This window comes from Pseudomonas sp. JV449, from assembly GCF_032424295.1.
Classification (GTDB): domain Bacteria; phylum Pseudomonadota; class Gammaproteobacteria; order Pseudomonadales; family Pseudomonadaceae; genus Aquipseudomonas; species Aquipseudomonas marginalis.
In genome coordinates, this window is the sequence record NZ_VYKD01000025.1 from 1 (window position 1) to 26,988 (window position 26,988).

A 26,988-nucleotide genomic window follows, 5' to 3' on the forward strand; every position below is an offset into this window, starting at 1 on the left:
GAAGCAGCCCCACTCAAGAAGCACTCGGTGTATCAGACATAACTCAGCGGCTGGTTTTGGGGCTGCTGCGCAGCCCAGCGCGGGGCAAGCCCGCTCACCACAACAAGCCCGCTTGCCACAAAAAGCCCGCCCACCACGACAGGCCGGCCTACTGCAGGTTTTGCGTCAGGCCAGCGTTGCGCCGTCCATCTTCTGGCGCAGGCTCAACGGACGCATATCGGTCCAGGTTTCTTCGATGTAGGCCAGGCACTCTTTCTTCAGGCCGCTCTTGCCCACGGTGCGCCAGCCTTCCGGCACGGCCTTGTAGTCGGGCCAGATGGAATACTGTTCTTCATGGTTGACCACTACCTGAAACAGGATGTCGTCGCGGTCAAATACTGAGGTCATTGCTGTTCTCCATCGCTCAAAGGCTGGCTGCGCACCATGCGCAGCGCTGATATCTGTAGAAACGTACCAACACGCCAAAAAATTAGAGGCTGGCGACGGCTGCCGCCAGGGCGCGCCCGAAGATCTCGGCCACGCGGTCGATCTCGGCGGCGGTGATCACCAGTGGCGGCAGGAAGCGCACCACGCTGCCATGCCGGCCGCCCAGCTCGAGGATCAGGCCGCGCTTGAGGCATTCACGCTGTACCAGCGGTGCCAGTTGGCGATGCACCGGCGGGTGGCCCTGGATATCCAGGGCGCCGTCCGGGTCCACCAGTTCCACACCGAGCATCAGCCCGCGCCCGCGAATATCCCCCAGGTGCGGGTAGTCACGCTGCAGGATGCGCAGGTGTTCGCCCAGGCGCTCGCCCATGACGGTCGCATGGCCGGCCAGGTCGTGCTCCTTGAGGTAGCGCATCACCGCCGAACCGGCCGCCATGGCCATCTGATTGCCACGGAATGTCCCGGCATGGGCGCCCGGCAGCCAGGTGTCGAGCCAGTCGCGATACACCACCACCGCCAACGGCAGGCTTCCGCCGATGGCCTTGGACATCACCACCACATCCGGAATGATGCCGGCGTGTTCGAAGGCAAACATCTTGCCGGTACGGCCGAAACCGCTCTGGATCTCATCGACGATCAACGCCACGCCGGCCTGCGCGGTGATGCGCCGCAGGCCGCGCAGCCAGTCGAGATCGGCCGGGATCACCCCGCCCTCGCCCTGCACCACCTCGACAATCACCGCCGCCGGCAGCAACACCCCGGCTTCCGGGTCGTTGAGCAGGTTTTCCAGGTAATGCAGGTTGATCCGCACGCCTTCTGCGCCGCCGAGACCGAACGGGCAACGGTAGTCGTAAGGGAATGGCAAAAACTGCACGCCATTGCCGAGCAAGGCACCCAAGGGTTTTTTCGGCCCCAGGCTGCCCATCAGGCTCAACGCGCCCTGGCTCATGCCGTGATAACCGCCCTGGAACGACAGCACCGTGCTGCGCCCCGTGGCAGTACGCACCAATTTCAATGCTGCTTCCACGGCATCGGTACCGGTGGGGCCGCAGAACTGGATCTTGGCTTCCCGCGCCAGCTCCGCCGGCAGCAGGCCGAACAGGTCCTGCACAAACTGGTCCTTGACCGGAGTGGTCAGGTCCAGGGTGTGCAACGGCAGTTCGTCGCTCAGCACTTGCTGGATGGCCTGGATCACCACCGGGTGGTTGTGCCCCAACGCCAGGGTGCCGGCGCCGGCCAGGCAATCGATGAAACTGCGGCCCTCCACGTCTTCCACATAGATCCCCTTGGCGCGCTTGAGCGCCAGGGGAATGCGCCGTGGGTAACTGCGGGCGTTGGATTCCTGCTGGCGCTGGCGGGCCAGCAGCGGGCTTTCGTCGAACTGATAAAGCGTTTCATGCACCTGGGTATCTTCGATACGGCTGGTAGCGACTGACATCTCTCGATCCCTCAATACGCGGATGATGGTGACCAAACTGCCGATCCGTTGGCGTCTGGCCCAAGGGCATGCGCACGGATTTCCTGTTCTGGAAACGCACCAGCTTCAATCGGATTTAGGGGCTGTTGTCGGTAACTGATGCATGAAGATCCAAATATGCCGGGCTTTACAGTCCGCGGTACTTTTCATTCAGGGCATACAGGATCGCGCAGGTCTCGGCATCCAACACACCACAATAATCCCGCGCCCGAAAGTGCATCTGAAACGCCCGGGTGCGCTGCTCGAACGCCTGGCGATTCTGCGCCGGCTTATAGCCATAGCGCTGAAATGCCCGCTCCACCTCCACTTCAGGCGGCAGCCCGACACAAAACCGGCGCTGGTACATGGCCCGCGTCGACTCGTCGAACCACGCCCCGACTCCCGCCTCGAACAAACCGCGCCACGGCAGGCGCGGTCCCGGATCGCTCTTGCGCCAGTACGCCACGTCCGAGTGCCCGAGAATGTCGGCCGGCCCGATCTGCGGGTAACGCCCAAGGATGTCGCGAAGCAATGCAATCAACACCGCCACCTGCTCCTGGCCGTACGCTGGAAAGGTGAATACGCCCCCGTCATCCCGGGCCAGATTGACAATCTCGATGCCGATCGCCCGACTGTTGAGGTTATCGCGCCCCGCCCAGTGACTCGCCCCGGCATGCCAGGCGCGCTGGTTTTCGTGCACCAGGCGGAACACGCGCAACTCGTCATACCCGGCGGCGCGGTAGCCGGGCTCATGGGGATCTGGCAGCAGGTAATGCGCGCTGACCCCGTTCCGGGTCAGGGTGCGCAAGGAGGAGGCGAACGGCGCCGCGGTGTAATGCAGGATCACCTGCCGCACGGGTTCGCCGTGACGTTCGTTGAAATCCCTGGCGGGGAAACTGGTATCGATGACCAACATAAGAACCGTCCTTTTCAATACAGGCCGAGTCTTTCGGCCCGTTCAAGCGCAAAAAAATTACCGCCATCCTGAAGGCTTGCACTTCAAGCGGGCGGTAACTATTTGGCTTGTGAAAAAACGCGGTCAGCGTCGCAACGGCATGCCCAGGTCAACGCGCAGGCCATCCACCTGGCTATCGAACGTCAACGAGCAGGAACAGCGCTGCACGATCGCCTGCACGATCGCCAGGCCCAGGCCACAGCCCTCGCTGTTGCCATTGCGCCAGAAGCGTTGGGTGAGGTATTGCAGGTCTTCGGGGGAGATCTGCTTGCCGTGGTCGCGCACGCGGAAGATCACGTGATCGGCGGCGGTGAACACACTGAGCTCCACCCGTGTGTCTGCGGGTGTATGGCGCAGGGCGTTGTCCAGCAGGTTGCGCAGGGCCGCGACCGCCAGGCCCACCGGCATGTCCACCGGGGTTTCGCTGAGGTTGTCCGCCAGGTTCAGGTCGATACGCCCATTATCGCCGGCATTCGCGTCCTGGATCGCCAGCCGCGCGACTTCCTCGGCGCTGGACTGCAAGCCATCGTCGAATGACAGGCTGCCTTCCACCCGCGCCAACAGCAGCAATTGCTCCAGGGTGCGATGCAAGCGGTCGGCGCCCTCCTCGGCGTGGGCCAGGGATTGGTCGCGGGCCGCGCCCTCGGTCATGCGCGCCACTTGCAGGTGGGTCTTGATCGCCGTCAGCGGGCTGCGCAGCTCGTGGGCGGCGTCGCCGGTGAGGCGGCGTTCGCGCTCGATGGTCTTGGCGATGCGTTGCAGCAGTTGGTTCTGGGTGTCGAGCAGCGGCTTGAGTTCGCTGGGCAATGGGTGGATCTGCAACGGTTCGAGGGAATCGGCACTGCGGCGCATCAGCGCGTCACGCATGCGGTTGAGCGGCAGCAGGCTCTGGCCGATGCCCAGCCACAACAGGCACAGGCAACCGAGCATCGCCACGCCCACCGGCACCGAGGCGGCGAGCAGGATCGACAGGTTCAGCGCCTCGCGCTCCACCTGGCGGTCGGCGGTGGTGATCAACAGGTCGCCACGGGACAGGGTAAAACTGCGCCAGCCCACGCCATCGATGACTTGGTCACGAAAGCCGCTCTTGCGCGACTCCAGGCCCTCATCCGGCGTGGTATGGCTGCGGGCGAGGATTTCCCCGCGCAAGGAGCTGACCTGGCAGGCCATGCCCCCCGGCACATTCAGTTGCTCGGCACTGAAATGCGCGCCGCCGCTGACACTGGCCAGGCCCGGCATCTGCTCGGTCAGGCCCGCCACCATGCGCGCCGACGCCACCAGGCGCTGGTCGAGGGAAAACATCATCTGGTTGCGCAGGTCGTTAAGCATCCAGGCCGCCGCCAGGGCCCAGATCAGCACAAACGCGGCGCCGAGCTTGAACGTCAGGCGCAGGCGCAGGCTTTTCACGAAGCGTTCTCTCCATCATCTGCCGGGCCGAGGCGATAACCCAGGCCGCGTACGGTCTCGACGATGCCATTGCCCAACTTGCGCCGCAGGTGATGGATATGCACGTTGAGGGCGTTGCTTTCCAGTTCATCGTTGAAGCCGTAGACGCTGTCCTTGAGTTGCTCGCTGGACAGCACCCGGCCCTTGTTGTGCAACAGCGCCTGCAACAGCGCCTGTTCACGTCGGGACAGGTCCACCGGCTGGCCGCCCAACAGGGTTTCGCGACTGCTCGGGTCGTAGGTCAGCCGGCCGTGCTCGATCAGGTTGACGCTGCGCCCCGCCATCCGGCGCAGCAGGGTTTGCAGGCGTGCGGCCAATTCGCGCAGGTCGAAGGGTTTGAGCAGGTAGTCATCGGCACCGGCTTGCAGGCCGTCGACGCGGTTGGTCACCGAGTCCCGCGCGGTAAGGATCAGCACCGGAATCTCCAGGCCCTGGCTGCGCAGCTGTTGCAGCAGCTTGAGGCCGTCTTCGTCGGGCAGGCCGAGGTCGAGCACCATGATGTCGAAGGTCGCCGCCTTGAGCATCGCGCGCGCAGCGGCAGCCGTGGCCACGCGCTCGACTGTAAAGCCCTGGGCACCGAGGCCGGCCACGATGCCGCTGGCGATCAGTTCGTCGTCTTCACAGACCAGTACGTGCATGCTGAACCCTTCATGAAAGATGGGGGGATTAAAAGTGCAGCGGATTAAGCGCAGATTATGCCGTGAAAAGATGCAAGCTCAGATAATCCCTACACTTTAGAATAGCGCCCGGTTAATCATCGGTTAATCAACGCCACACATTGTGTGCCTCACTTGCATCGAACTAAGGCTTGACCATGCGGCATCTGTTTACCTTTCTGCTGGTGTTATTCGCGGGGTTCGCCCAGGCCGCGCCGGGCAATCCGTTTGAGACCAAAGCCGATTTCCTCCCGGTGGGCAAGGCCTTCACCTTTACCTCCGAACGTCTTGAAAGTGGCGAGACCCAGCTGTATTGGCAGATTGCCGACGGTTATTACCTGTACAAGCAGCGCATGAAGTTCGATGGCCTGGCCGAAAAGCCCGTGCTGCCGCAAGGCGAAGCCCATAGCGACGAGTTCTTTGGCGAGCAGGAAGTGTATCGCCAGGGCCTGGAAGTGAAGATTCCCGCCGGTGTCACCGGCCAGGTCAAGCTCGGCTGGCAGGGCTGCGCCGATGCGGGGCTGTGCTATCCGCCGCAGTCGATCAGCGTAGACCTGGGCGGCAACCCCGCCGTTGCGGCCACCGCCGAAGCCCAGGACCAGAGCCTGGCCAGCGGCCTGCAACAACGCAGCCTGGGCTGGAGCCTGCTGGTGTTCTTCGGCCTGGGCCTGCTGCTGGCGTTTGCCCCGTGTTCGTTGCCGATGCTGCCGATCCTCGCCGGCCTGGTGGTGGGCAGTGGCGCCAGCCCGCGTCGCGGCTTTGCCCTGGCCGGCAGCTACGTGGTGTGCATGGCGCTGGTGTATGCGGCGCTCGGTGTACTCGCCGCCCTGCTCGGCGCCAACCTCGCGGCGCTGTTGCAAACCCCGTGGATCCTCGGCAGCTTCGCCGCCTTGTTCGTGATCCTCGCCCTGCCGATGTTCGGCTTCTTCGAACTGCAACTGCCCGTGGCCTTGCGCGATCGCCTGGATAACGTCAGCCGCAACCAGAGCGGCGGCAGCCTGGTCGGCGCCGGGGTGCTCGGCGCGCTGTCCGGCCTGCTGGTGGGGCCGTGCATGACCGCGCCCCTGGCCGGTGCATTGCTGTACATCGCCCAGAGCGGCAATGCCCTGCACGGCGGCCTGATCCTGTTCGCCATGGGCATCGGCATTGGCGTGCCGCTGCTGTTGCTGGTGACCGTGGGCAACCGTTTCCTGCCCAAGCCGGGCACCTGGATGAATGTGCTCAAGGGCATCTTCGGCTTCCTGTTCCTGGCCACCGCCGTGCTGATGATTCGCCCGGTGATCGACGAAAGCCTGTGGCTCGGCCTGTGGGGCGTGCTGGCCATGTCCATGGCCTATTGCGGCTGGCGCCTGGCCCAGGATTTCGGGCGGGTCGCCATGCTGTTCGGCGCCGGTTCCGTGGTCGTGGGGGTGTGGGGCGGCCTGCTGCTGGTGGGTGCGGCGGGTGGCAGCGACGACCTGTGGCAACCGTTGAAGGTCTACAGCGGCTCGCGGACCACTGCCGCACCCACCGCCCACGAAGCCTTCATGACCATCAATGACCCGGGCGTGCTGCAAGGCCAGCTCGACAGCGCCAAGGCCCAGGGCCAATGGGTGCTGCTGGACTACTACGCCGACTGGTGCGTGTCGTGCAAGATCATGGAAAAACAGGTGTTCGGCAAACCCGAAGTGCTCGACGCGCTGAAGGATGTACGCCTGCTACGCCTCGACGTCACCGCCGACAATGCCGCCAGCCGCGCACTGCTGGGCCGCTACCAGGTGCCGGGGCCGCCCAGCTTCGTGTGGATCGGCCCTGACGGTGAGGAATGCCGCGCCCAGCGCATCACCGGCGAAGTGGATGCCGCCGCTTTCCTGCAACGCTGGACTCAAGCCCGGGACGCCCTCTGATGCTGACCCTGACCATCGGCACCTTCGCCATCGCCCTGAATCACATCCTGCTGATCAGCGCGTTGATTCTCGCCACCCTGGTGGGTTGGCGCGTGGCCAAGCGTGGCGGTGAAAATCCGGAATCGGTGCTGTTCAGCCTGTTCCTGCTGGGCATGCTGGCGGCCCGCGTCAGCTTCGTGCTGATGTACTGGAGTTACTACAGCAATGACTGGCTGCAGATGGTCGACCTGCGCGACGGCGGTTTTCTCGCCTGGCCCGGTATCGTCGCCCTGATCCTCGGTGCACTGCTCTATGGCTGGCGTCGCCCGGCGCTGCGCAAGCCCCTGAGCGCCGGGGTCATCACCGGGCTGGTGTTCTGGGGCATGACCAGCCTGTCCTTGAGCGTGTATGAAAAAGGCACACGCCTGCCGGACATCACCTTGCGCAACGCCAATGGCGAAGTGGTGCAACTGGCGGATTACCAGGGCGGTCCGCTGGTGATCAACCTGTGGGCCACCTGGTGCCCGCCGTGCCGCCGCGAAATGCCGGTGCTGGAAAACGCCCAGCGCATGCGCCCCGACGTGACCTTCCTGTTCGTCAACCAGGCCGAAAGCATGCAAAGCGTCAGCACCTTCCTCGCCACCCAGGGCCTGACCCTCGACAACGTGTTGTTCGACGCCAGCGGCCGCCTCGGCCAGGCCGTGGGCTCCATGGCCCTGCCCACCACGCTGTTCTACCAAGCCGACGGGCGCCTGATCAACAGCCACCTGGGCGAGTTGTCCCAGGCCAGCCTGGCCCGTGCCATGGAACCCTTCGACACCGCCCCTGCCGCCACAAGGAAACCGACATGCCTCGCCTCCGCCACCTGCTGACCCTGCTGCCGCTGACACTGGCGGCTACCCTGGCCCAGGCCGAAGACTGGCCGGCACCGATCAAACAGATCGAAGCCAAAGGCGCCAAAATCCTCGGCAAGTTCGACGCCCCCAGCGGCCTCACCGGCTACGCCGCGCAATACCAGAACCGCGGCATGGCGCTGTACCTGACCGCCGACGGCAAGAGCGTGATCGCCGGCAACCTGTACGACACCCAGGGCAATGACCTGAGCAGCGCGCCCCTGGAAAAACTGGTGTACGCGCCGATGGCCAAGGAAGTCTGGGCCAAAATGGAAAAAAGCAGCTGGATCCAGGACGGCGACAAAAACGCCCCGCGCGTCGTCTACCTGTTCAGCGACCCCAACTGCCCGTACTGCAACATGTTCTGGGAACAGGCGCGGCCATGGGTAAAAGCCGGCAAGGTGCAGTTGCGCCACATCATGGTCGGCATCATCCGCGAAGACAGCGCCGCCAAGTCGGCCGCCCTGTTCGCCGCCAAGGACCCGCAAAAGGCCCTGGAAGAACATGAAGCCGCCGGCAAGGGCAGCAAATTGCAGGCGCTGGCCAAGATCCCGGCGGACATCGAAGCCAAGCTCGATGCCAATATGAAGTTGATGGATGAGCTGGAACTGTCGGCGACGCCGGCGATTTTCTACCTGGATGACAAGGGCGGCTTGCAGCAACAGCAAGGGGCGCCGTCGCCGGAGAAGTTGGCGAAGATTATGGGGCCGAAGTAAGCGGCGCCTGGTCTGACGCCATCGGGGCATGGGTATCTACACAACTTTCAGTGAATACGGAATTTATGGCAATTAGGCTTCTGTAGTGAGCGGGCTTGTCGAATCGTCGCACCGCCCGCGCTGGGCTGCGAAGCCGCCCCAATAAGGTCACCGCAGAGTGCCAGAATCAATCGAGGTGAAGGTTTTGGGGCTGCTTCGCAACCCAGCGCGGGGCAAGCCCGCTCACCACAGAGTTATGTGTCAGCCTTTAAGAGTTGTGTAGATACCTATGGCCATCGGGGGCAAGCCCCGATGGCGTCCTGACAGACAGCGAAGATCAGAGCCCTTCCAGCTCCGCCATCAAATCACTCAACCGATCCACCTTCTCCGCACTGATTTCATTGGCCGCCAGCCCCTCGATGTACGCGGCCAACTCCGCCACCGTGCTGCATTCGAACATCGCCCGCAGCGGCACATCCCGCTGCAGGGTCTTCTGCACGCGCGAAGCAATCTGCGTGGCCAGCAACGAGTGACCGCCCAGTTCGAAGAAGTTGTCCTGCACGCCGACCCTGTCGACTTTCAGCACCTCGGCCCAGATCGCGGCCAAGGTGTTTTCCAGTTCGTTGCGTGGTGCCAGGTAGTCCTGGCTGTGCAACTGGCCGATCTCCAGTTCCGGCAGGGCCTTGCGATCGAGTTTGCCGTTGGCGTTGAGCGGCAGGCGCTCGAGCCATAGCCAGTGCAGCGGCACCATGTACTCCGGCAGTTCGGCGCGCAGGCGTTGCTTGATGCGGTCCAGGCGTTCGCCCGGATTCAGCCTCTCATCGGCGGCCACCAGGTAACCCACCAGATGCTTGCCGTTGACGCCTTCCTGCACGCCCACTGCCGCGTCGCGCACTTGCGGATGTTCGTGCAGGCGCGCTTCGATTTCACCCAGCTCGATGCGGTAGCCGCGAATCTTCACCTGATGGTCGATACGCCCGACGTACTCCAGCACGCCATCGCTGCGCCGCCGTGCCAGGTCGCCGGTGCGGTACAGGCGCTCTCCCGGTGCGCCGAACGGGTTCGGCACAAACACCTGGGCAGTGCGCAGCGGATCGCTGACATACCCACGGCCCACCCCGGTGCCGGCCACGCACAACTCACCGACCGCCCCCTGGGGCACCAATTCCAGCGCGCCATCCACCACGTACAAACGGTTATTGTCCGTCGGCGTACCAATCGGCAGGTAAGTGCCACGGGTAGACGCCAGGTCGACGCGGAAGAACGCCACATCGTCCGAACATTCCGCCGGGCCGTAGGCGTTGACCAGGCCGATCTCCGGGTAACGCAACAACCACTGGTGCGCCAGCTCCGGCGGCATCGCTTCACCGGTCGGCAGCATCCAGCGCAAACCGTCCAGGTTGATGCGATCCTGGGCAAGCATGCCCTGGATCAGCGACGGCACGCTTTCCAGCACGGTGATGCCGTGTGCCTGCACATGGGCCAGCAAGCCCTGCGGAACGTGGGCGATGCTGTTCGGCACGATATCCACCCGTGCGCCGAACAGCGGCGCGGCGAGGAATTGCCACACGGAAATATCGAAGCTTTGCGAGGCGGTCTGGGCGATCACATCCGCTGGCGTCAGGTCCATATACGGCACCTTGCTCAATTGGTTATTGAGCATGCCGCGCTGTTCGACCATTACGCCTTTGGGCAAGCCGGTGGAGCCCGAGGTGTAGATCACGTAGGCAAGGTTGTCCGGGCCGCTGTAGATGCCCGGATTTTCCCCACGGGCAGGCACGTCCTCCCACACCAGCAACTGGCAGTCGACGCCGTCCAGCAGTTCGATGGCCTGCTCGCGGCACGCCTCGGTGCAGACCAGCAACGGTGTGCGACTCAGGTCGATGATGCGGCTCAGGCGCGGGCGTGGCAGGCCCGGGTCCAACGGCAGGTAACCGGCACCGGCCTTGAAGCTGCCGATGATCATGCCCAGCAGGTCGAGGTTACGCTCGGCCAGCAACGCCACCGGTTGGTCCAGGCCGACGCCCGCCGCAATCAATGCATGACCCAGGCCGTTACTGCGCCGGTTCAGCTCGTCATAGGTCCATTGCCGGTCCAGGCAACGGGCGGCGATGCGCTGCGGATGCGCGCTCACCTGGGCTTCGAACAACTCGATATAGCTGCGTTCCAGCGGGTAGGCGTGTTCGCTCTGGTTGCAGCCGTCCAACAGGAACGCGCGTTCCTGTTCGCCCATCAGTGGCAGGTCGGCCATGTCACCATGGAAGCCCTGCACCAGCACCAGCAGCAGGCGCTTGAATTCACCGAGCATGCCCTGCACGGTGGTTTCATCGAAGTAACGCTGGTCGTAGGACAGGTGCAGGCCGAGGTCATCCCCCGGGTAGCACACGGCGGTCAGCGGGAAATTGGTGTGGGTGCGGCCGGAGTCCGAGGTGGCATTCAGGCTGTGGGCGCGGTCCAGCACCGAGACTTCCACCGGGGCGTTTTCGAACACGAACAGGCTGTCGAACAGCGGCTGGCCCTTGGGCAGTTCGCTGTGTTCCTGGATCGTCACCAGCGGCAGGTATTCGTACTCGCGCAGTTGCATATTGCTGTCGAGCAACGCGTTCAACCACTGGCGTACGCTGCAACGCTGGTCGTCTTCGGGCAGCTTCACCCGCAGCGCGATGCTGTTGATAAACAGGCCGACGGTGCGTTGCATCTCGGGCATTTCCACCGGGCGCCCGGCCACGGTGACGCCGAACAGCACGTCACGCTCGCCACTCAAGCGTCGCAGCACCAAGGCCCAGGCCGCCTGGGCAAAGGTGTTGACGGTGAGTTGATGGGCCTGGGCCAGTTCGCGAAGTTGCGCACCGTCACGGGCGTCGAGGCGGGTGTAGCAGTCACCCACCACCATGCCGCCACTGTGGCCGGCATGTTCGCGCAGGAACGGCCGGTCGCTGGGGATCGGCGTGGTGCGCTCGAACCCTTGCAGGTTCTGCTGCCACCACTGGCGTGCTTCGGCCAGGTTCTGGCGTTGCAGCCAGGCGATGTAGTCGCGGTAGCGCGGCGGCGTGGCCAGCTGCGCCTCACGGCCTTCGCCAAGGGCCATGTAGATATCGAAGAAGTCATTCATCAGCAGCGAGCGGCACCAGGCATCGATCAGGATGTGGTGGTTGCTCATCATGAACCAGTAGCGCGCTTCACCGACGCGGATCAGGCGCAGGTGGAACGGCGCCTGGTTGAGCAGATCGAAACCGGCTTCGCGTTCGGCCTTGAGCAGCGCTTGCAGGCGCGGTTCCTGTTCACTTTCCTGGTCGGCACTCCAATCCAGGTACTCGATCGGCGTGCTGCCCGGCTTGTGGATCACTTGCAGCATGTCTTCGCCGACGTTCCAGCAGAACGAGGCGCGCAAGGCTTCGTGGCGAGCGATCACCGCTTGCCAGGCCTGGGCGAAACGCTCGGGGTCCAGAGCGCTGTTGATGCGGTAGCGGTCCTGCATGTAGTAGAGGCCGGTGCCCGGTTCCAGCAGGGTGTGCAGCAGCAGGCCCTCTTGCATCGGGGTCAGCGGGTACACGTCTTCGATGGCGCTGGCCGGTACCGGCAAGCTGTCGAGTTGCGACTGGCTCAAGTGCGCCAGGGGGAAGTCGGACGGCGTGAGGCCGCCGGCGTTGTCCTCCAGGCAATGGGCGACCAACGCATGCAGTTCGGCCAGGTAGGCCTGCGCCAGGTCCTGGATGGCCTGTGGGTCGTGGCGTTCGCGGCTGAAGGTCCAGCGCAGCACCAGTTCGCCGCCGTACACCTGGCTGTCCACACTCAGTTCGTTGGGCAGCGGCGCATCCGGGTCATGGGCCAGGCCCGCCGATTCGTCCAGTGGGTGGAACAGTGCATCGGCGCCGAAGCTTTGGTCGAACTGGCCAAGGTAGTTAAAGGTGATCTGCGCACTCGGCAAGGCGGCCATGCTCTGTTTGCACAGGTCATCGGCGAGGTAACGCAGCACGCCATAGCCCAAACCTTTATGGGGCACCGCACGCAGCTGTTCCTTGATCGCCTTGATCGAATCGCCCTGCCCGGTTTGCGGGGTCAGGCGCAGCGGGTAAGCGCTGGTGAACCAGCCGACGCTGCGGGTCAGGTCGATGTCGTCGAACAGGCTTTCGCGGCCATGGCCTTCGAGCTGGATCAGCGCCGACCCGTGCCCGCTCCAGCGGCACAGCACACGGGCCAGGGCGGTCAGCAGCAGGTCGTTGACCTGGGTGCGGTAGGCGCTCGGCGCCTGTTGCAGCAACTGGCGGGTGTGTTCGGCATCCAGGCGCACGCTGACGGTATCGGCATCACGGTTGCGCAGCGAACCGTGCGGGCGGGCCACGGGCAATGCCGCGTCAGAGCCGGCCAACCGGTCCTGCCACAGGCTCAGTTCTTCACGCAGGGATTCGCTGCCGGCATACGCCTGCAAGCGCGCGGCCCAATCGCGCAGGGCGCTGGTCTTGGCCGGCAGGCTGACGGACTGGCCGTCGCTGAGCTGGCGGTAAACGTTTTGCAGGTCTTCGAGCAACACGCGCCACGACACACCGTCCACCACCAGGTGATGGATCGCGATCAGCAAGCGTTGCTGGCCTTGGGGGCCATCCACCAGCAAGGCGCGCACCAGCGGGCCGTGTTGCAGGTCGAGGCTGCGCTGGGTGTCGGTGAACAGCGCGGTGCACTGTTGCATGTCGCGCACTTGCGCCTGCATCAGCACGCCGCCTTTCGGCACGGCCAGGTGTTCGGCATGCCATTGCGCATCGCGCCGGGTAAAGCTCAGGCGCAGGGCGTCGTGGTGTTCGAGTACCGCCAGCAGCGCTTGCTCCAGGCGATGAGGCTCGAGCAGTTGCAGCGGCTTGAGCACCAGCGCCTGGTTCCAGTGCTGGCGCGCGGGAATATCGGTGTCAAAGAACCAGTGCTGGATCGGTGTAAGGCCCGAAGCGCCGGTGAGCACGCCTTGCTCGGCGCTGACCTGCTCGGAGCGCGTGGCCACCCCGGCCAGGGTTTGCACGGTCTGGTGCTGGAACAGGTCGCGAGGGCTGAAATGAATCCCCGCCTGCCGCGCGCGGCTGACCACCTGGATCGACAGGATCGAATCGCCGCCCAGTTCAAAGAAGTTATCGTCGAGGCCGACTTGCTGCACGTTCAACACCGCGCACCAGATCGCTGCCAAGGTGCTTTCCAGCTCGTTGCGCGGCGCCACGTACTGTTGCCGATTGGCCTCGGGATCGGGTTGCGGCAGGGCGCGGCGGTCGAGCTTGCCGTTGGCGGTCAGCGGCATGCTGTCGAGTACGATCAGGTGCGCGGGCACCATGTAGTCCGGCAGTTGCGCCTTGAGATGGGCCTTGAGCGCCTCACGCAAGGTGCCGTGGTCGGCGTCGCTGACCAGGTACGCCACCAGTTGCTTGCCACTCGGCGAATCCAGCGCCAGCACCACCGCTTCGCGCACGGCTGCGTGCTCCAGCAGGCGGGTTTCGATCTCGCCCAGTTCGATACGGAAACCGCGAATCTTCACCTGGTGATCGATACGCCCCAGGTACTCCACCAGGCCATCGGCGCGCTGGCGCACCAGGTCGCCGGTGCGATACAGGCGACCGCCCTGGCGGGCAAACGGGTCGGCGACAAACCGTTCGGCCGTCATCCCCGGACGTTCGTGGTAACCCTGGGCCAGACCGGCGCCGCCCACATACAACTCGCCGGTCGCGCCTTGCGGCACCAAGGCCAGGTCGGCGTCGAGAATATAGGCCACGCGATCGCCGATGATGCTGCCGATCGGCACGCTGGCGGCGCCCTCTTCCAACTGCTGCGGCGCCAGGCTGGCCAGGGGCATGACCACGGTTTCGGTCGGGCCGTAGGCGTTGAAAAACACCTCGGGCTGGAACGCCGCGCGGATACGCTGCAAGTGTTCGCCGGTCAGCGCTTCGCCGCCGGTGATGCACATGCGTACCGGCAAGGTCTGGTGCTGGGTCGCCAGCCACTGCGCCAACTGGCTGCCGTAGCTCGGGGTAAAACCAAGGATGGTGATGCCATGGGTACGGATCAGCCCGCAGATTTCCTCGGCATCCCATTGGCCCTGGGCGCGCAGGACCACTTGCGCACCGCTGAGCAGCGGCACCAACAGACGCTCGGTGGCGGCGTCGAAGTTGATCGAATAGAAATGCAGCTCGCAATCGTCCGGGCGCATGCCGAAGCGCTCGATCACGGACTGGCAATGCATGGCGATTTCACCGTGGGACACCACCACACCCTTGGGTTTACCGGTGGAACCGGAGGTGTAGATCAGGTAGGCCTGATGTTGCGGCAAACTGATAAACGGCAGCTCGCCGGCCGGGTAATTGGCCAGCACCGGCAAGTCATCTTCCAGGCACCAGCAGGCCACGCTCGCCGGCAATTCGCCAAGGGCGTCGAACATCGCCGCATCGCTGAGCAACAGACCGATGCCGCTGTCTTCGATCATGTAGTGCAGGCGGTCCAGCGGGTATTCCGGGTCCAGCGGCACATAGGCGCCACCGGCCTTGAGGATCGCCAGCAGGCCGATGACCATTTCCAGCGAGCGCGGCAGCGCCAGGCCGACCCGCACCTGCGGGCCCACGCCGCGCTCGCGCAGCATCCAGGCCAGGCGGTTGGCGCGGGCGTCGAGTTCAGCGTAGGTGAGGGTCACACCGGCAAAGGTCAGCGCCGGGGCATCGCCACGCTTGAGCGCCTGCTGGCTGAACAGTTGCTGGAGGCACTGGTCGAGACGATGCTCGCCCGCCTCCACTCCCAGGCTGTCCTGCAACGCGCGTTGCTCGGTGACGCTCAGCAACGGCAGTTCGCTGAGGCGTTGTTGCGGGTTGGCGATCAACGCTTCGAGCAGGTTGCGCCAATGCTCGGCCATGCGCGCGATGCGCGGTTCATCGAACAAATCGGTGCTGTAGGTCAGGCAGCAACCCAGGCGGTGGTCGAGGTCGGTGACTTCCAGGTTGAGGTCGAACTTGGTCGCGCGAGCATCGTTGGCCAGGTATTCGACGGTCATGCCGGCCAGTTGGCGGCTCTGCTGGAATTCCCAGCGCTGCACGTTGCACATCACCTGGAACAACGGGTTGTACGCCGCGCTGCGTGGCGGTTGCAGGGCCTCCACCAGATGGTCGAACGGCAGGTCCTGATGGGACTGGCCTTCGATCACGGTGTGACGGACCTGCTCGAACAGCTCGGCAACACTCATCTGCCCCGTGAGCTGGCAACGCAGTACCTGGGTGTTGAGGAACGCGCCGATCAGCCCTTCGCTTTCAGGGCGAATGCGGTTGGCCACCGGCGCGCCGATACGCAGGTCGGTCTGGCCGCTGTAGCGGTAGAGCAGCACGGCCAGGGTGGCGGTCATGGTCATGAACAGGGTCAGGCCACGTTCGGCGTTGAAGGCACGCACACGGGCGGCCAGATCGTCGCTGAGGTCGAAGCGGTACAGCTCGCCCCGGTGACTTTGCACCGGTGGCCGTGGGCGGTCGCCGGGCAATTCGAGCAGTGGGTGTTCGTTGCCCAGTTGCGCGGTCCAGTAGTCCAATTGGCGTTGGCGTTCGCCGGACTCCAGCCACTGGCGTTGCCACACGCTGTAGTCCAGGTACTGCACCGGCAACGGTGCCAGCGGCGACAGGCGCTCATCGATAAAGGCTTCGTACAGCGCGCTGAGTTCACGGGCAAAAATGTCCATGGCCCAGCCTTCGGTGACGATATGGTGCAGGGTCAGCACCAGGTAGTGCTCCCGCTCACCGGCCTTGACCAGGCACGCACGCAGCAGTGGCCCGGTTTCCAGGTTGAACGGGGTGTGCGCCTCGTGGTCGGCCAGTTGCTGCAAACGCTGCTCGCGCTCGCCTTCGTTCAACGCCGACATATCCTGCCAGTCCATGCGCAGGCCGGTCTGCGCCGACACCTTTTGATAGGCCACGCCGTCGACACTCGGGAATGTAGTGCGCAGGGTTTCGTGGCGCATGATCAAGGCCTGCAACGCCGCCTCGAAACGCCCCACATCCAGCACGCCACGCAGGCGCGCCATGCCGCCGACGTTGTAGGCCGGGCTGTCCGGTTCCATCTGCCAGAGGAACCACATGCGCTGCTGGGAATACGACAACGGCACCGGCAGGCTGCGGTCGACGGTGGCGATTGCGGTTTGCTGGTTGCGTTGACCGCTGGCCTGGATCAGGCCGACTTGCTCGGCAAAAGCCCCCAGCTCGCTGGCCTCGAACAAGGTGCGCAACGGCAATTCGACGTCGCAGGCCTGGCGGGTGCGGGAGATGATTTGCGTGGCCAGCAGCGAGTGGCCGCCGAGGGCGAAAAAGTCATCGCGCAGGCCGATTGTTGCCAAGCCGAGTACTTCGCGCCAGATCGCTGCAATCTGCTGCTGCAACGGTGTTTCGGGCTCGATGTGTTCGCGGGTTTGCCACACCGGCGCCGGCAATGCGCGACGGTCGAGCTTGCCGCTGGGGCTCAGGGGCATCGCGTCCAGGCGCATCAGTTGCGCGGGCACCATGTACTCCGGCAGCTCGGCGGCCAGGGCGGCTTTGACGTCCTGTTCGTCGAGGGCGGCATGGGCGGTGTAGTAACCGATCAACTGCGCGTCACGCACCAGCACCACGGCCTGGGCGATACCGTCCAGGGCCAGCAGGCGCGCTTCGATTTCTTCCGGCTCCACCCGGAAGCCACGCAGCTTGACCTGTTGGTCGAGACGGCCAAGGTATTCAAGCACGCCATCCGCGCCCCAGCGTGCGCGGTCACCGCTGCGATACAGGCGCGCGCCGGCCTCGCCCAGCGGGTCGGCGACAAAGCGCTCAGCGGTCAAACCGGCACGCCCAAGGTAACCGCGCGCCAGGCCGATACCGCCAATACACAGCTCACCCGGCACACCGGCCGGCAACGGGTTGAGCTGCTCGTCCAGCACGCGGCAGATCACATTGCCCAGCGGCCGGCCGATCGGCGAGCGCTCGCCATCCTCGGCGCGGCACTGCCAGTGGGTGACGTTGATCGCGGTCTCGGTCGGGCCATAGCGGTTGTGCAATTGCACCGCCGGCAACTGCGCCAATACGCGATTGCGCAACTCGGCGGGCAAGGCTTCGCCACCGGAGAACAGGCGACGCAGGCTGGTGCACTCGGGCACCAGCGCTTCGTCGATAAACAGCTGCAGCAGCGGCGGCACAAAGTGCAGCGTGGTTACGCCGTGCGCCTGCACCAACTGCGCGATGCGGTGCGGATCGCGGTGCTCGCCAGGACCGGCCAGCACCAGGCGGCAACCGGTGATCAACGGCCAGAAGCATTCCCACACCGACACGTCGAAACTGATCGGTGCCTTTTGCATCAGCACGTCGCTGTCATTGAGTTGATAGGTGGCCTGCATCCACTGCAAGCGCTCGGCCAGGGCCGCATGGGTATTGCCCACGCCCTTGGGCTGGCCGGTGGAGCCGGAGGTGTAGATCACATAGGCGAGGTTGTCGCCATCGAGGTGCAGGCCGGGCGGCTGGGTCGGCCAGCTGTCGAGGTGCAGGCTGTCCATGGCAATCACGCACACGCCTTCGGCACTCGGTACGCGGTCCAGCAATGCGGTCTGGGTCAACAGCAGGTGCACGTCGCTGTCCTTGAGCATGTAGGCCAGGCGCTCGGCAGGGTAATCCGGGTCCAGCGGCACATAGGCACCACCGGCCTTGATGATCGCCAGCAGGCCCACCAGCAACTGCGGCGAACGCTCGGCGGCGATGGCTACGCTCACGTCCGGGCCGACGCCTTTGTCGCGCAGGTAATGGGCCAGGCGGTTGGCCTGGGTGTGCAGTTGGGCGAAGGTCAGGCTGCCGTCCTGCCAAACCAGCGCGGTGTTGTCCGAGGTGTGCTGGTTGAGCAGTTCGGGCAGCCATTGTTGAGCGGGTGCGCACGGCGCCTGGCACCACGTTTGCTGTTCGTCCTGCTGCATCAGCTGGATGTCGCCGAGGGCTTGCTGCGGTTGCTCACAGACCGCTTGCAACAGGTGGATGTAGTGCTCGGCCAGGCGCTGGATCGTCGCGCTGTCGAACAGTTCATCGGCGTAGTCGAAGGACAGGCTCAGGCGCCCGTTGCGGTCTTCTTCGCTGTGCAGCTGCAGGTCGAACTTGGCTTCGCGGCTGTGCCAGGGCAGCTCGTCGGCGAGCATGCCCGGCAGGCGGCGCAAGGCGCTGAGGTCACGTTGCTGGTGGTTGAACATGACCTGGAACAGGCCTTGTTCGCGGGCTTGCGGGAAGGCTTCCAGCAGTTGCTCGAAGGGCAGGTCCTGATGGGCCTGGGCGCCCAATGCAGTCTGGCGGGTGGCGGCCAGCAGCTCAGTGAAAGGCCGGCGCCCGTCCAGCTCGGCCCGCAGCACCAGGGTGTTGATAAAGAAGCCGATCAGGCCTTGGGTTTCCTGGCGCGGGCGGTTGGCGTTGGGCACGCCGATGCGGATATCGCGCTGGCCGCTGTAGCGGTAGAGCAAGGTCTGGAACGCCGCCAGCAACAGCATGAACGGCGTGGACTCGTGGGTCTGGGCGGTCTGGCGAATCGCCTCGCTGAGGCTGACACTCAGGCGCACACTATGGCGCGACGCACTGTGGCGTTGCCGGGCCGCACGCGGGTGGTCGGTGGCCAGGCTCAGGGTCGGATGCTCGTCGCCCAACTGCGCTTTCCAGTACGCCAGTTGGCGCTGGCCTTCACCGTCGGCCAGCCATTGGCGCTGCCAGCTGCCGTAGTCGGCGTACTGCAAGGCCAGTGGCGGCAACACCAGGGCCTGGCCCTGGCTTGCGGCGGCGTACAGGCGCGAGAACTCGTCGAGGAGGATATTCAACGACCAGCCATCGGCGATGATGTGGTGCAGGGTCACCAGCAACTGGTGATCGTCTTCGTCCAGGCGCACCAGGGTCACCCACAGCAGCGGGCCTTTTTCCAGGTCGAACAGGGTACGGGCTTCGTCCTCCCGGATCTGTTGCGCGCGGGCTTCACGCTCGGCGACGGGCAAGGCGCTGAGATCGATAACCTGCAGGTCGAAATCACTGTTGGCCTCCACACGCTGGAAGCCCTGGCCATCGCGTTCATAGAAGCGGGTGCGCAGGGCTTCGTGGCGCTGGATCAGGTGCTGGAAGCTCGAGCGCAGCGCGTCTTCATCCAGCTCGCCACGCAGGCGCAGGGCGCCGGGGATGGTGTAGGCGCTGCTTTGCGGGTCCAGTTGCCAGGTGATCCACAGGCGGTTCTGGGCCAGGGATTGGGGCAGTTCGTCCTGGCGCGACAACGGGCGGATCGCACCTTGGGCAATGCCGCCGTCCTGTTGCAGGTGCGCCACGCCGGCGGCGAACCCGGACAGCGTCGGCGCCTCGAACAGCAGGCGCAGGTTCAGCTCCAGGCCGAGGGTTTCCCGCAGGCGCGCCACCACCTGAGTGGCGGTGATGGAGTTGCCGCCGAGCAGGAAGAAGTGGTCATCGGCCGCCACCGTGGCAACCTGCAACTGCTCGCACCAGATCGCGGCGATCCGGCTTTGCAGTTCGGATTCCAGCACAACAGCGCTCGCCTGGGCGCGCAGATCGGGGAACTGCGCGTAGCAGTCGAGGCTGCCGTCGGCCTGCCGAAGCGCGCACGCCGCACGCTGCACCTTGCCGCTTGAGGTCTTGGGCAGGCCGCCGGGGTTGAGTAGCACCACCACGCACGGCGCTTCTTGATAGGCCTCGGCCACGGCTTGGCGGATGGCTTTGATCAGCGCTTCAGGCGGCAGGATCTTCTGCACGCTGCGGCTGATTTCCGCGGCGATGCCGATGCCTTCCAGGCCGTTGTCATTCACCGCAAACGCCGCGACCCGACCCTTGCGCACCACTTCCACTTCACGCTCGATGGTCTGTTCGATGTCCTGGGGGTACAGGTTATGACCGCGCACGATCAGCAGGTCTTTCAGGCGACCGGTGATGTACACCTCGCCCTCGCGGATAAAGCCCAGGTCACCGGTGCGCAGCCAGGTACGGCCGGCATGCTGCACGAAGGTCTTGGCGCTGGCCTCCGGGTTGCGCCAGTAGCCGTGGGCGATGCTCGGGCCGCTGGCCCAGAGTTCGCCGACGCAGTTGTCGGCCAGCTCGCTCAGTGTGTGCGGGTCGGCGATCAGCACCGCGTGTTCCGGCTGGGAGGTGCCGCAACTCATGATCGCACTGCCCTGCCCCGGCTCGGCGCGGTTGGCGGCCAGGGCCTGCTCGTCGACGCGCAGCGCCGGGATGCCATGGCCACGCCGGCCGCCGGCGACAAACAGGGTGGCTTCGGCCAGGCCGTAGGAGGCGAAGAAACTATCCGAGGTAAACCCGCAGGCGGTGAACTTCTCGGCGAAGCGCTCGAGGGTGTCGAGGCGGATCGGTTCGGAGCCGGAATAGGCCACGCGCCAGTTGCTCAAGTCCAGGCGTTCCAGGGCCGACTCACTGACCCGCTCGCTGCACAGGCGGTAGGCGAAATCCGGCCCGCCGCTGATGGTGCCGCGGTATTCGCTGATCGCTTCGAGCCAGCGCAGCGGCCGGCCGAGGAAATAGGCCGGCGACATCAATACGCACGGCACGCCGCTGAAAATCGGTTGCAGCAGGCCACCGATCAGGCCCATGTCGTGGTACAGCGGCAGCCAGCTGACGATCACGTCGTCAGGGTTCAGGTCGATGCCAAAGCAGCGCCGGATCAGCACTTCGTTGGCCACCAGGTTGCCGTGACTGACTTGCACGCCCTTGGGCAACGCGGTGGAGCCGGAGGTGTATTGCAGGAAGGCGATGTCGTCGGGGTGCAGGTCGGGGGCGCTCCAGGCGCTGGCGATCTGTGCGTCGAGGGTGTCGACACTCAGCACCGGCGGCGCGTTTTCGATCTGCGCGAGGCCATCGGCCAGGCTGGCGATGGTCAGCAACAGGCGCGGTTCGGCGTCACCGATAATCGACAGCAAACGCTCCTGGTGATGACGGCGGGTGGACTCCGGCGGGTAGGCCGGCACCGCGATCACCCCGGCGTACAGGCAGCCGAAGAACGCCGCGACGTAGTCCGGGCCACTGGGGAACAGCAGCACCGCACGGTCGCCCTGTGCCGCATTGGCCTGGAGGGCGGCGGCGATGGTGCGGGCGCGTTGGTCCAGGTCACGGTAACTGAGTACCACGTTGTGCTCGGCCGACTCGGCGAGGAAGCGCAGGGCGACCTGGTCCGGGGCCTGGGCGGCGCGACGTTGAAGGGACTCGACCAGGGTGCGGGGAAGTTCGAAGGCGTCCATCATGGGGTTCCTGCCTGAAATCGGCTTACGGGAAATTCGGGAATGGGAGAGCGATCAGCCGGCGGCCAGTTGCCGCGCCGCGCCAATGCGCCAGCGGGCCAGGTGTTCGTCGGCATAGCGCCGCACGCAGCGCAATACGGCGCTTTCGTGCTGGATAAGGAAGAAGTGGTGGCCGTCGAACATGTCCAGGGAAAAACCGCTGGCGGCATCGAGCTGCCAGTCGAGCAACTGGTCGGCGCGCACGCTGTCCTGCTTGCCGCCGAACACATGGATCGGCAGGTCCAGCGGCTTGCGCTCGCCGTAGGTGAAGCTGCCGCACAGCAGGAAGTCGGCACGCAGGATCGGCAGCATCAACTGCATCAGCTCGGGATTGGCCAGGGCTTCTTCGGCGGTGCCTTGCAGTTCGCGCAGGCGGGCGATCAGTTGCGCGTCGGTCTTTTCGATGGCGTATTCGCTGACATCGCGGCGAGCCGGACCGGCCGTGCCGGAGGCGAACAGCGCCAGCGGCGCAGGGACATTTCGTGCGTTTAACGCGTGGGCCAATTCAAAGGCCAGCAGGCCGCCGAGACTATGGCCGAACAACGCGTAAGGGCCGCTCAAGTCGCGACTGATTTCCTCCGCGAGCTGCGCCGCCAAGGCCTTGATATCGCGCTGCAGGGGCTCGTCCATGCGCATGCCCCGCCCAGGCAGTTCCAGCGGACACACCTGCAACCACTCCGGCAACGTGCGGCGCCAACGTGCGTAAACCATGGCGCTGGCGCCCGAATAGGGCAGGCAGAACAGGCGCAGTCGAGTCGGCGTAGTCATCCAGCGACGACTCCAAACTGAAACACGCTGTGTGCACGATAAAAACCCATGTCGTCCTCCTGCGGGTGCTGATCCTTGGCCGCTTGACTAGCGACCCTGTCACCCAGAAGAACGGACGGCACCGGCAAATAATTAGTCGCCGGGTACCTGCGAGACGTGGTTCACACCAAACAAGAAAGCATAAGATTAGTTCGCCTTCTCATTTGACAATCATTATCATTCAGCATAATTTGTTGCCCGATGTGTAGGAGGCCTCAGCAAGGACGCCCTCCCCTAACCTCTTTTGCGACAAGGTGATTTCCATGACGGAACAAGTATCCACAGGCAGGTGCGACTCACCGCTTCTCCAGGCATTTGTCGACAATCGACTGATTCTGGTGAAGATTGCGGCACGTATTACCGGGTGCCGCTCCCGCGCCGAGGATGTAGTGCAGGATGCCTACTTCCGCCTGCAATCGGCGCCGACGATCACGTCATCGTTCAAGGCCCAACTGAGTTATCTGTTCCAGATCGTGCGCAACCTGGCGATCGATCACTACCGCAAGCAGGCCCTGGAACTCAAATATTCCGGGACGGAAGAGGAAGGCTTGAATGTGGTCATTCACGGCGCTTCACCGGAAACCTCCCACATCAATTTCAACACCCTGGAAAACATCGCCGACGCCCTGACGGAGTTGCCCCAGCGCACCCGCTACGCGTTCGAGATGTACCGCCTGCACGGTGTGCCGCAAAAGGACATTGCCAAGGAACTGGGGGTTTCACCGACGTTGGTGAACTTCATGATTCGCGATGCGCTGGTGCACTGCCGCAAGGTGTCCGGCAACCATAGCGATACGTTTGCACGGCGGGTGTGATTGAGGTGAAAGGGCTTGTTGTGGTGAGCGGGCAAGCCCTAATGCCAGTCAGTTAAGCGTACATCGCCTCCTGTAGGAGCGAGCTTGCTCGCGAAAAACGTCAACGATAACGCGTGCTTCCTGAATGAACGCGGCGCCTGTGAGTTTTTCGCGAGCAAGCTCGCTCCTACAAAAAGCCTTAACTGACTGGCATTAGGGCAAGCCCCGCTCACCACAACCAAAACCCGAACCACAGCCGCACTCATCCGAGCCAAGATCAGGGCACAGGCATCACATCAATACGATACGGCTCGAAAATCTTCAGCATCTCGCCGCTATCGCGCAGTCGCTTGAGCAACCCCGAAAACGCCTCGCCCGTGATCGGCGCCTTGGGCCGCAGCAACGCGTAGTGGTGATAGACCTGGTCGATGCGCTCCGAGACCAGGAACTGCCCGGCCATATCCGCATTGCGCACCATGAAGTCACTCAGGTACGAACGGGTTACCAAGGCGATGTCCGCACGCCCGCGCGCAACCATCAGCAGGTTGCTGTCATGGGAATAGGTCAAGGTGGCGTTGAAGTGCTCGGCCAAGTACTTGGGGTCGGGGTTGAAGTTGGCAAAGGCGTAGTGATAGCCGCTGAACACCGCCAGGCGTTTCCCGGCAAGGTCGGCGAAATAGTCCTGGCCTCGACCGGGCTCACGCTGGGCGACGAAGATTTCCGCGTCTTCCAGGCCCATGTCGATGCTGGTGTGGGCAACCTTCTGCCAGCCCCAATCGGGATTTTCGAAGATGGCCATGTCGATACGGCCTTGTTCGAAATCACGAAAACGCCGAGGGATGGAGGTGGGTACCAGCACAAACTGGTAGTCGGTTTGCGAGGCGTTCAGGGCCTCCACCAGTTGCGGCAACAGACCGGTGTCGGCGCCTTGCTCCGGGCGCACGGTGTAGGGCGGAAAATGCGCCGCGCCGATGCGCACCAGTTGCGCAGCCGAAGCCGGCAACCACGCTGCGGTGCCGAGTGCCCATAAAGTAAGTCCTGCAGCCAACCGCCATGGCGAAAACATCAAGGCACACACCGTTCAATACATCGATGTCGATAAGCTAGGCGTTTTTGTCCAGCTAGACAACTTTCCACCGGCAAATTAATAGCTTGCGCCTCAATCGGCCTTCAAAACCATCAACAAGGCTTCTTCGGCCAATTGCTCCAGGGTCAGGTTGCCCTCGGCGCGAAACCAGGTGGTGGTCCAGGACAAGGCCCCGGTGAGGAAGCGTCGCGCAATAAACACATCGCCCTTGATGTAACCCGCCGCCTTGGCCTCGCCCAACACCTGCAGCCAAATGTCTTCATACACATCGCGCAGCGCCAGCACCTGGGCCTGGGCGTCGGCCGAGAGCGAACGCCATTCATACACCAGCACCGCCATGGCCTCGCCGCTGCCACCCATGATCGACTGCAATTCGCAGCGAATCAGCGCCAGCACACGTTCACGTACGGTGTTCGCCTCCTCGAGCGAGGCACGCATCAAGGCCGTGTTGTAGTGGATGGTTTCCTCCATCACCGCACGCAGGATCTCGTCCTTGCTCTTGAAGTGATGAAAGATACTGCCGGACTGGATGCCCACGGCACTGGCCAGGTCACGCACGGTGGTGCGTTCAAAGCCCTTGTTGCGAAACAGGTGCGCCGCGGTTTGCAGCAACTTGCCCCGGGCACTGTCGGGGTCGGTCAATTGGCCGCCGTCGACCATGGTGCGCATCACCCGCAGGGCTTTGTGCTCATCCATGCTGCTCTCCTCTACTTCTACTGACGTCTTGGCCGGCAATTTAGGCCGTGCCAGTCACCCAAGCAAGCGCTTGGGCAAAACTTGTGACCGGAGTTTACAAACCAAGCGCTTGCTTGGTAGTCTCGTTGCCAGCCATTCGAGGAAGGATTTCTCATGAGCAAGACGGTTCGTATCGGCTGCGCCAGCGCCTTCTGGGGTGACACCTGCAGCGCCGCCGCGCAGTTGGTGCACGGCGGCAAGCTGAACTACCTGGTGTTCGACTACCTGGCGGAAGTCACGATGTCGATCCTCGCCGGTGCACGGATGAAAGATCCCCAGGCCGGCTACGCCACGGATTTCGTCGAGGTGCTCACACCGCTGCTGGCCGAGATCCAGCGCCAGGGCATCCGCGTGATCAGCAATGCCGGCGGCATCCACCCCCAGGCCTGCGCCGCCGCCCTGCAAGCTGCCTGCGATAAAGCCCAGGTGCCGTTGAAAATCGCCGTGCTGCTGGGCGATGACCTGCACCCCCGGCTCAAGCACCTGCACGGCATCACCGACATGTTCAACGGCGCGCCGCTGCCGCCCCTGTGCGTATCGGCCAATGCCTACCTCGGCGCACCGGGCATTGCCCAGGCGCTGCAACTGGGCGCGGACATCGTCATCACCGGCCGGGTGGTCGACAGCGCGGTGGTCAGCGCGGCGCTGGTGCATGAGTTCGGTTGGTCGTGGCAGGACTATGACCGCCTGGCCCAGGCCGCGCTGGCCGGGCATATCATCGAATGCGGCGCGCAGTGTACCGGTGGCAACTTCACCGACTGGCGCGACGTGCCCGACTACGAGCACATCGGCTTCCCCATCGTCGAAGTCAATGCCGATGGCCAGTTCACGGTCAATAAAGTCGAGGGCAGCGGTGGCCTGATCAGCGAACTGAGCGTGGCCGAACAACTGCTGTATGAAATCGGCGACCCTCACGCGTATCTGCTGCCCGATGTGATCTGCGATTTCAGCCAGGTGAAGCTGCAGCAGCAAGGCAAAAACTGCGTACGCCTGCACGGCGCCAAGGGGTTGCCGCCAACGCACCAGTACAAGGTCAGCGCCACGTACCCGGAAGGCTTTCGCTGCACCGCCAGTTGCCTGATCGCCGGGATCGATGCGGTGGCCAAGGCCGAGCGGGTCAGCCAGGCGATCATCAACAAGACCTCGGAACTGTTCAGCCAGCGCGGCTGGGCGCCCTACACCGACGTAAATATCGAACTGCTGGGCAGCGAAGCGACGTATGGCCCCCGCGCCCTGCGCCACGACTGCCGCGAGGTGGTGGTCAAGCTGGCGGTGCGCCACCCGAGCAAGCCGGCGCTGGTGCTGTTCGCCCGCGAGATCGCCCAGGCGGCCACGGGCATGGCGCCGGGGCTGGCCGGGATTGTCGGTGGGCGGCCGACGGTGTACCCGCTGATCCGCTTGTTTTCGTTCCTGATCGATAAGGCCGCCTGCGAGGTGGTAGTCGACTTCCAGGGCCAACGCCACGTCTGCGCGCTGCCTATCACCGATGCGCCGATCCTGCCTGCCGCGCCGCTGAATCCACCCAAACCCCAAGGCCGCGCCGACGCCAGCGTCGCGCTGGTGAAACTCGCCGTGGCGCGCTCCGGCGACAAGGGCAACCACAGCAATATCGGAGTCATCGCCCGCGCCCCCGAGTACCTGCCGTGGATCGCCGAAGCACTGACCCCGGAGGTGCTCGTCGACTGGATGGGCCACGTGCTCGACCCCGTGCACGGCCGCGTAGAACGCTGGTATTTGCCCGGCAGCCACAGCCTCAACTTCCTGCTGGAAAACGCCTTGGGTGGCGGTGGCATCGCCAGCCTGCGCATCGACCCCCAGGGCAAGGCCTTCGCCCAGCAGCTGTTGGAAATCCCCATCGCCGTGCCGCAACACATCGCCGATCAACTCACATAAAGGAGCGTCG

At 64.3% G+C, this 26,988-nt stretch carries 14 protein-coding genes; 5 read left to right on the plus strand and 9 right to left on the minus strand.

Going from position 1 to position 26,988, the window contains the following annotated elements; genetic code table 11:
• Positions 1–165: 165 nt before the first annotated feature.
• From F6S08_RS22015 to F6S08_RS22035, 5 genes are all read right to left on the minus strand, one after another.
• Positions 166–387: an MbtH family protein gene (locus F6S08_RS22015; protein WP_027603905.1), complete on the minus strand. Its 222-nt coding sequence runs from the start codon at positions 385–387 to the stop codon at positions 166–168.
• Positions 388–469: 82 nt separating this feature from the next.
• On the minus strand, positions 470–1,864 hold the full coding sequence (locus tag F6S08_RS22020) for an aspartate aminotransferase family protein (protein ID WP_315872347.1): 1,395 nt from the start codon (positions 1,862–1,864) through the stop codon (positions 470–472).
• Between the two features lie 166 nt (positions 1,865–2,030).
• Complete coding sequence (locus F6S08_RS22025) at positions 2,031–2,798, minus strand: N-acetylmuramoyl-L-alanine amidase (protein ID WP_065927230.1); 768 nt, start codon at positions 2,796–2,798, stop codon at positions 2,031–2,033.
• Positions 2,799–2,921: 123 nt separating this feature from the next.
• Positions 2,922–4,244: an ATP-binding protein gene (locus F6S08_RS22030; protein WP_065927229.1), complete on the minus strand. Its 1,323-nt coding sequence runs from the start codon at positions 4,242–4,244 to the stop codon at positions 2,922–2,924.
• A complete protein-coding gene (locus tag F6S08_RS22035; RefSeq protein ID WP_065927228.1) occupies positions 4,241–4,921 on the minus strand; it encodes a response regulator in 681 nt (226 codons plus the stop codon). The genes F6S08_RS22030 and F6S08_RS22035 overlap by 4 nt, the downstream gene beginning before the upstream one ends.
• Positions 4,922–5,097: 176 nt before the next feature.
• Here F6S08_RS22035 and dsbD point away from each other — a divergent pair, with 176 nt between their 5' ends.
• Genes dsbD through dsbG form a run of 3 tightly spaced genes read left to right on the plus strand, consistent with a single transcriptional unit; the run spans position 5,098 to position 8,413 of the window.
• The gene (gene dsbD / locus F6S08_RS22040; RefSeq protein ID WP_315872348.1) at positions 5,098–6,825 is read left to right on the plus strand and encodes a protein-disulfide reductase DsbD; all 1,728 of its coding nucleotides are present in this window, start codon (positions 5,098–5,100) and stop codon (positions 6,823–6,825) included.
• On the plus strand, positions 6,825–7,676 hold the full coding sequence (locus F6S08_RS22045) for a TlpA disulfide reductase family protein (RefSeq protein ID WP_065927226.1): 852 nt from the start codon (positions 6,825–6,827) through the stop codon (positions 7,674–7,676). The genes dsbD and F6S08_RS22045 overlap by 1 nt, the downstream gene beginning before the upstream one ends.
• Positions 7,652–8,413: a thiol:disulfide interchange protein DsbG gene (dsbG, locus tag F6S08_RS22050; RefSeq protein ID WP_315872349.1), complete on the plus strand. Its 762-nt coding sequence runs from the start codon at positions 7,652–7,654 to the stop codon at positions 8,411–8,413. The genes F6S08_RS22045 and dsbG overlap by 25 nt, the downstream gene beginning before the upstream one ends.
• A 316-nt stretch (positions 8,414–8,729) precedes the next feature.
• On the opposite strand, the gene F6S08_RS22055 is transcribed toward dsbG, so the two are convergent.
• Positions 8,730–21,626, minus strand: a complete 12,897-nt coding sequence (locus tag F6S08_RS22055; protein WP_315872350.1) for a non-ribosomal peptide synthetase — start codon at positions 21,624–21,626, stop codon at positions 8,730–8,732.
• Between the two features lie 51 nt (positions 21,627–21,677).
• The gene (locus F6S08_RS22060) at positions 21,678–22,430 is read right to left on the minus strand and encodes a thioesterase II family protein (protein ID WP_065927223.1); all 753 of its coding nucleotides are present in this window, start codon (positions 22,428–22,430) and stop codon (positions 21,678–21,680) included.
• Between the two features lie 302 nt (positions 22,431–22,732).
• On the opposite strand from F6S08_RS22060, the gene F6S08_RS22065 reads away from it, so the two are divergent.
• The gene (locus F6S08_RS22065; protein ID WP_027603895.1) at positions 22,733–23,284 is read left to right on the plus strand and encodes an RNA polymerase factor sigma-70; all 552 of its coding nucleotides are present in this window, start codon (positions 22,733–22,735) and stop codon (positions 23,282–23,284) included.
• Positions 23,285–23,540: 256 nt separating this feature from the next.
• Here the strand turns inward: F6S08_RS22065 and F6S08_RS22070 are convergent, their stop codons facing one another.
• Positions 23,541–24,329 (minus strand): substrate-binding periplasmic protein, encoded by a 789-nt coding sequence (locus F6S08_RS22070; RefSeq protein ID WP_065927222.1) that lies wholly within the window; start codon positions 24,327–24,329, stop codon positions 23,541–23,543.
• A gap of 93 nt (positions 24,330–24,422) precedes the next feature.
• Positions 24,423–25,046: a TetR/AcrR family transcriptional regulator gene (locus tag F6S08_RS22075; RefSeq protein WP_065948329.1), complete on the minus strand. Its 624-nt coding sequence runs from the start codon at positions 25,044–25,046 to the stop codon at positions 24,423–24,425.
• 153 nt (positions 25,047–25,199) lie between these two features.
• Between F6S08_RS22075 and F6S08_RS22080 the strand changes: the two genes are divergently transcribed.
• Entirely contained in the window at positions 25,200–26,978 is a 1,779-nt protein-coding gene (locus tag F6S08_RS22080; protein ID WP_315872351.1) for an acyclic terpene utilization AtuA family protein, read from the plus strand.
• Positions 26,979–26,988: the final 10 nt, after the last annotated feature.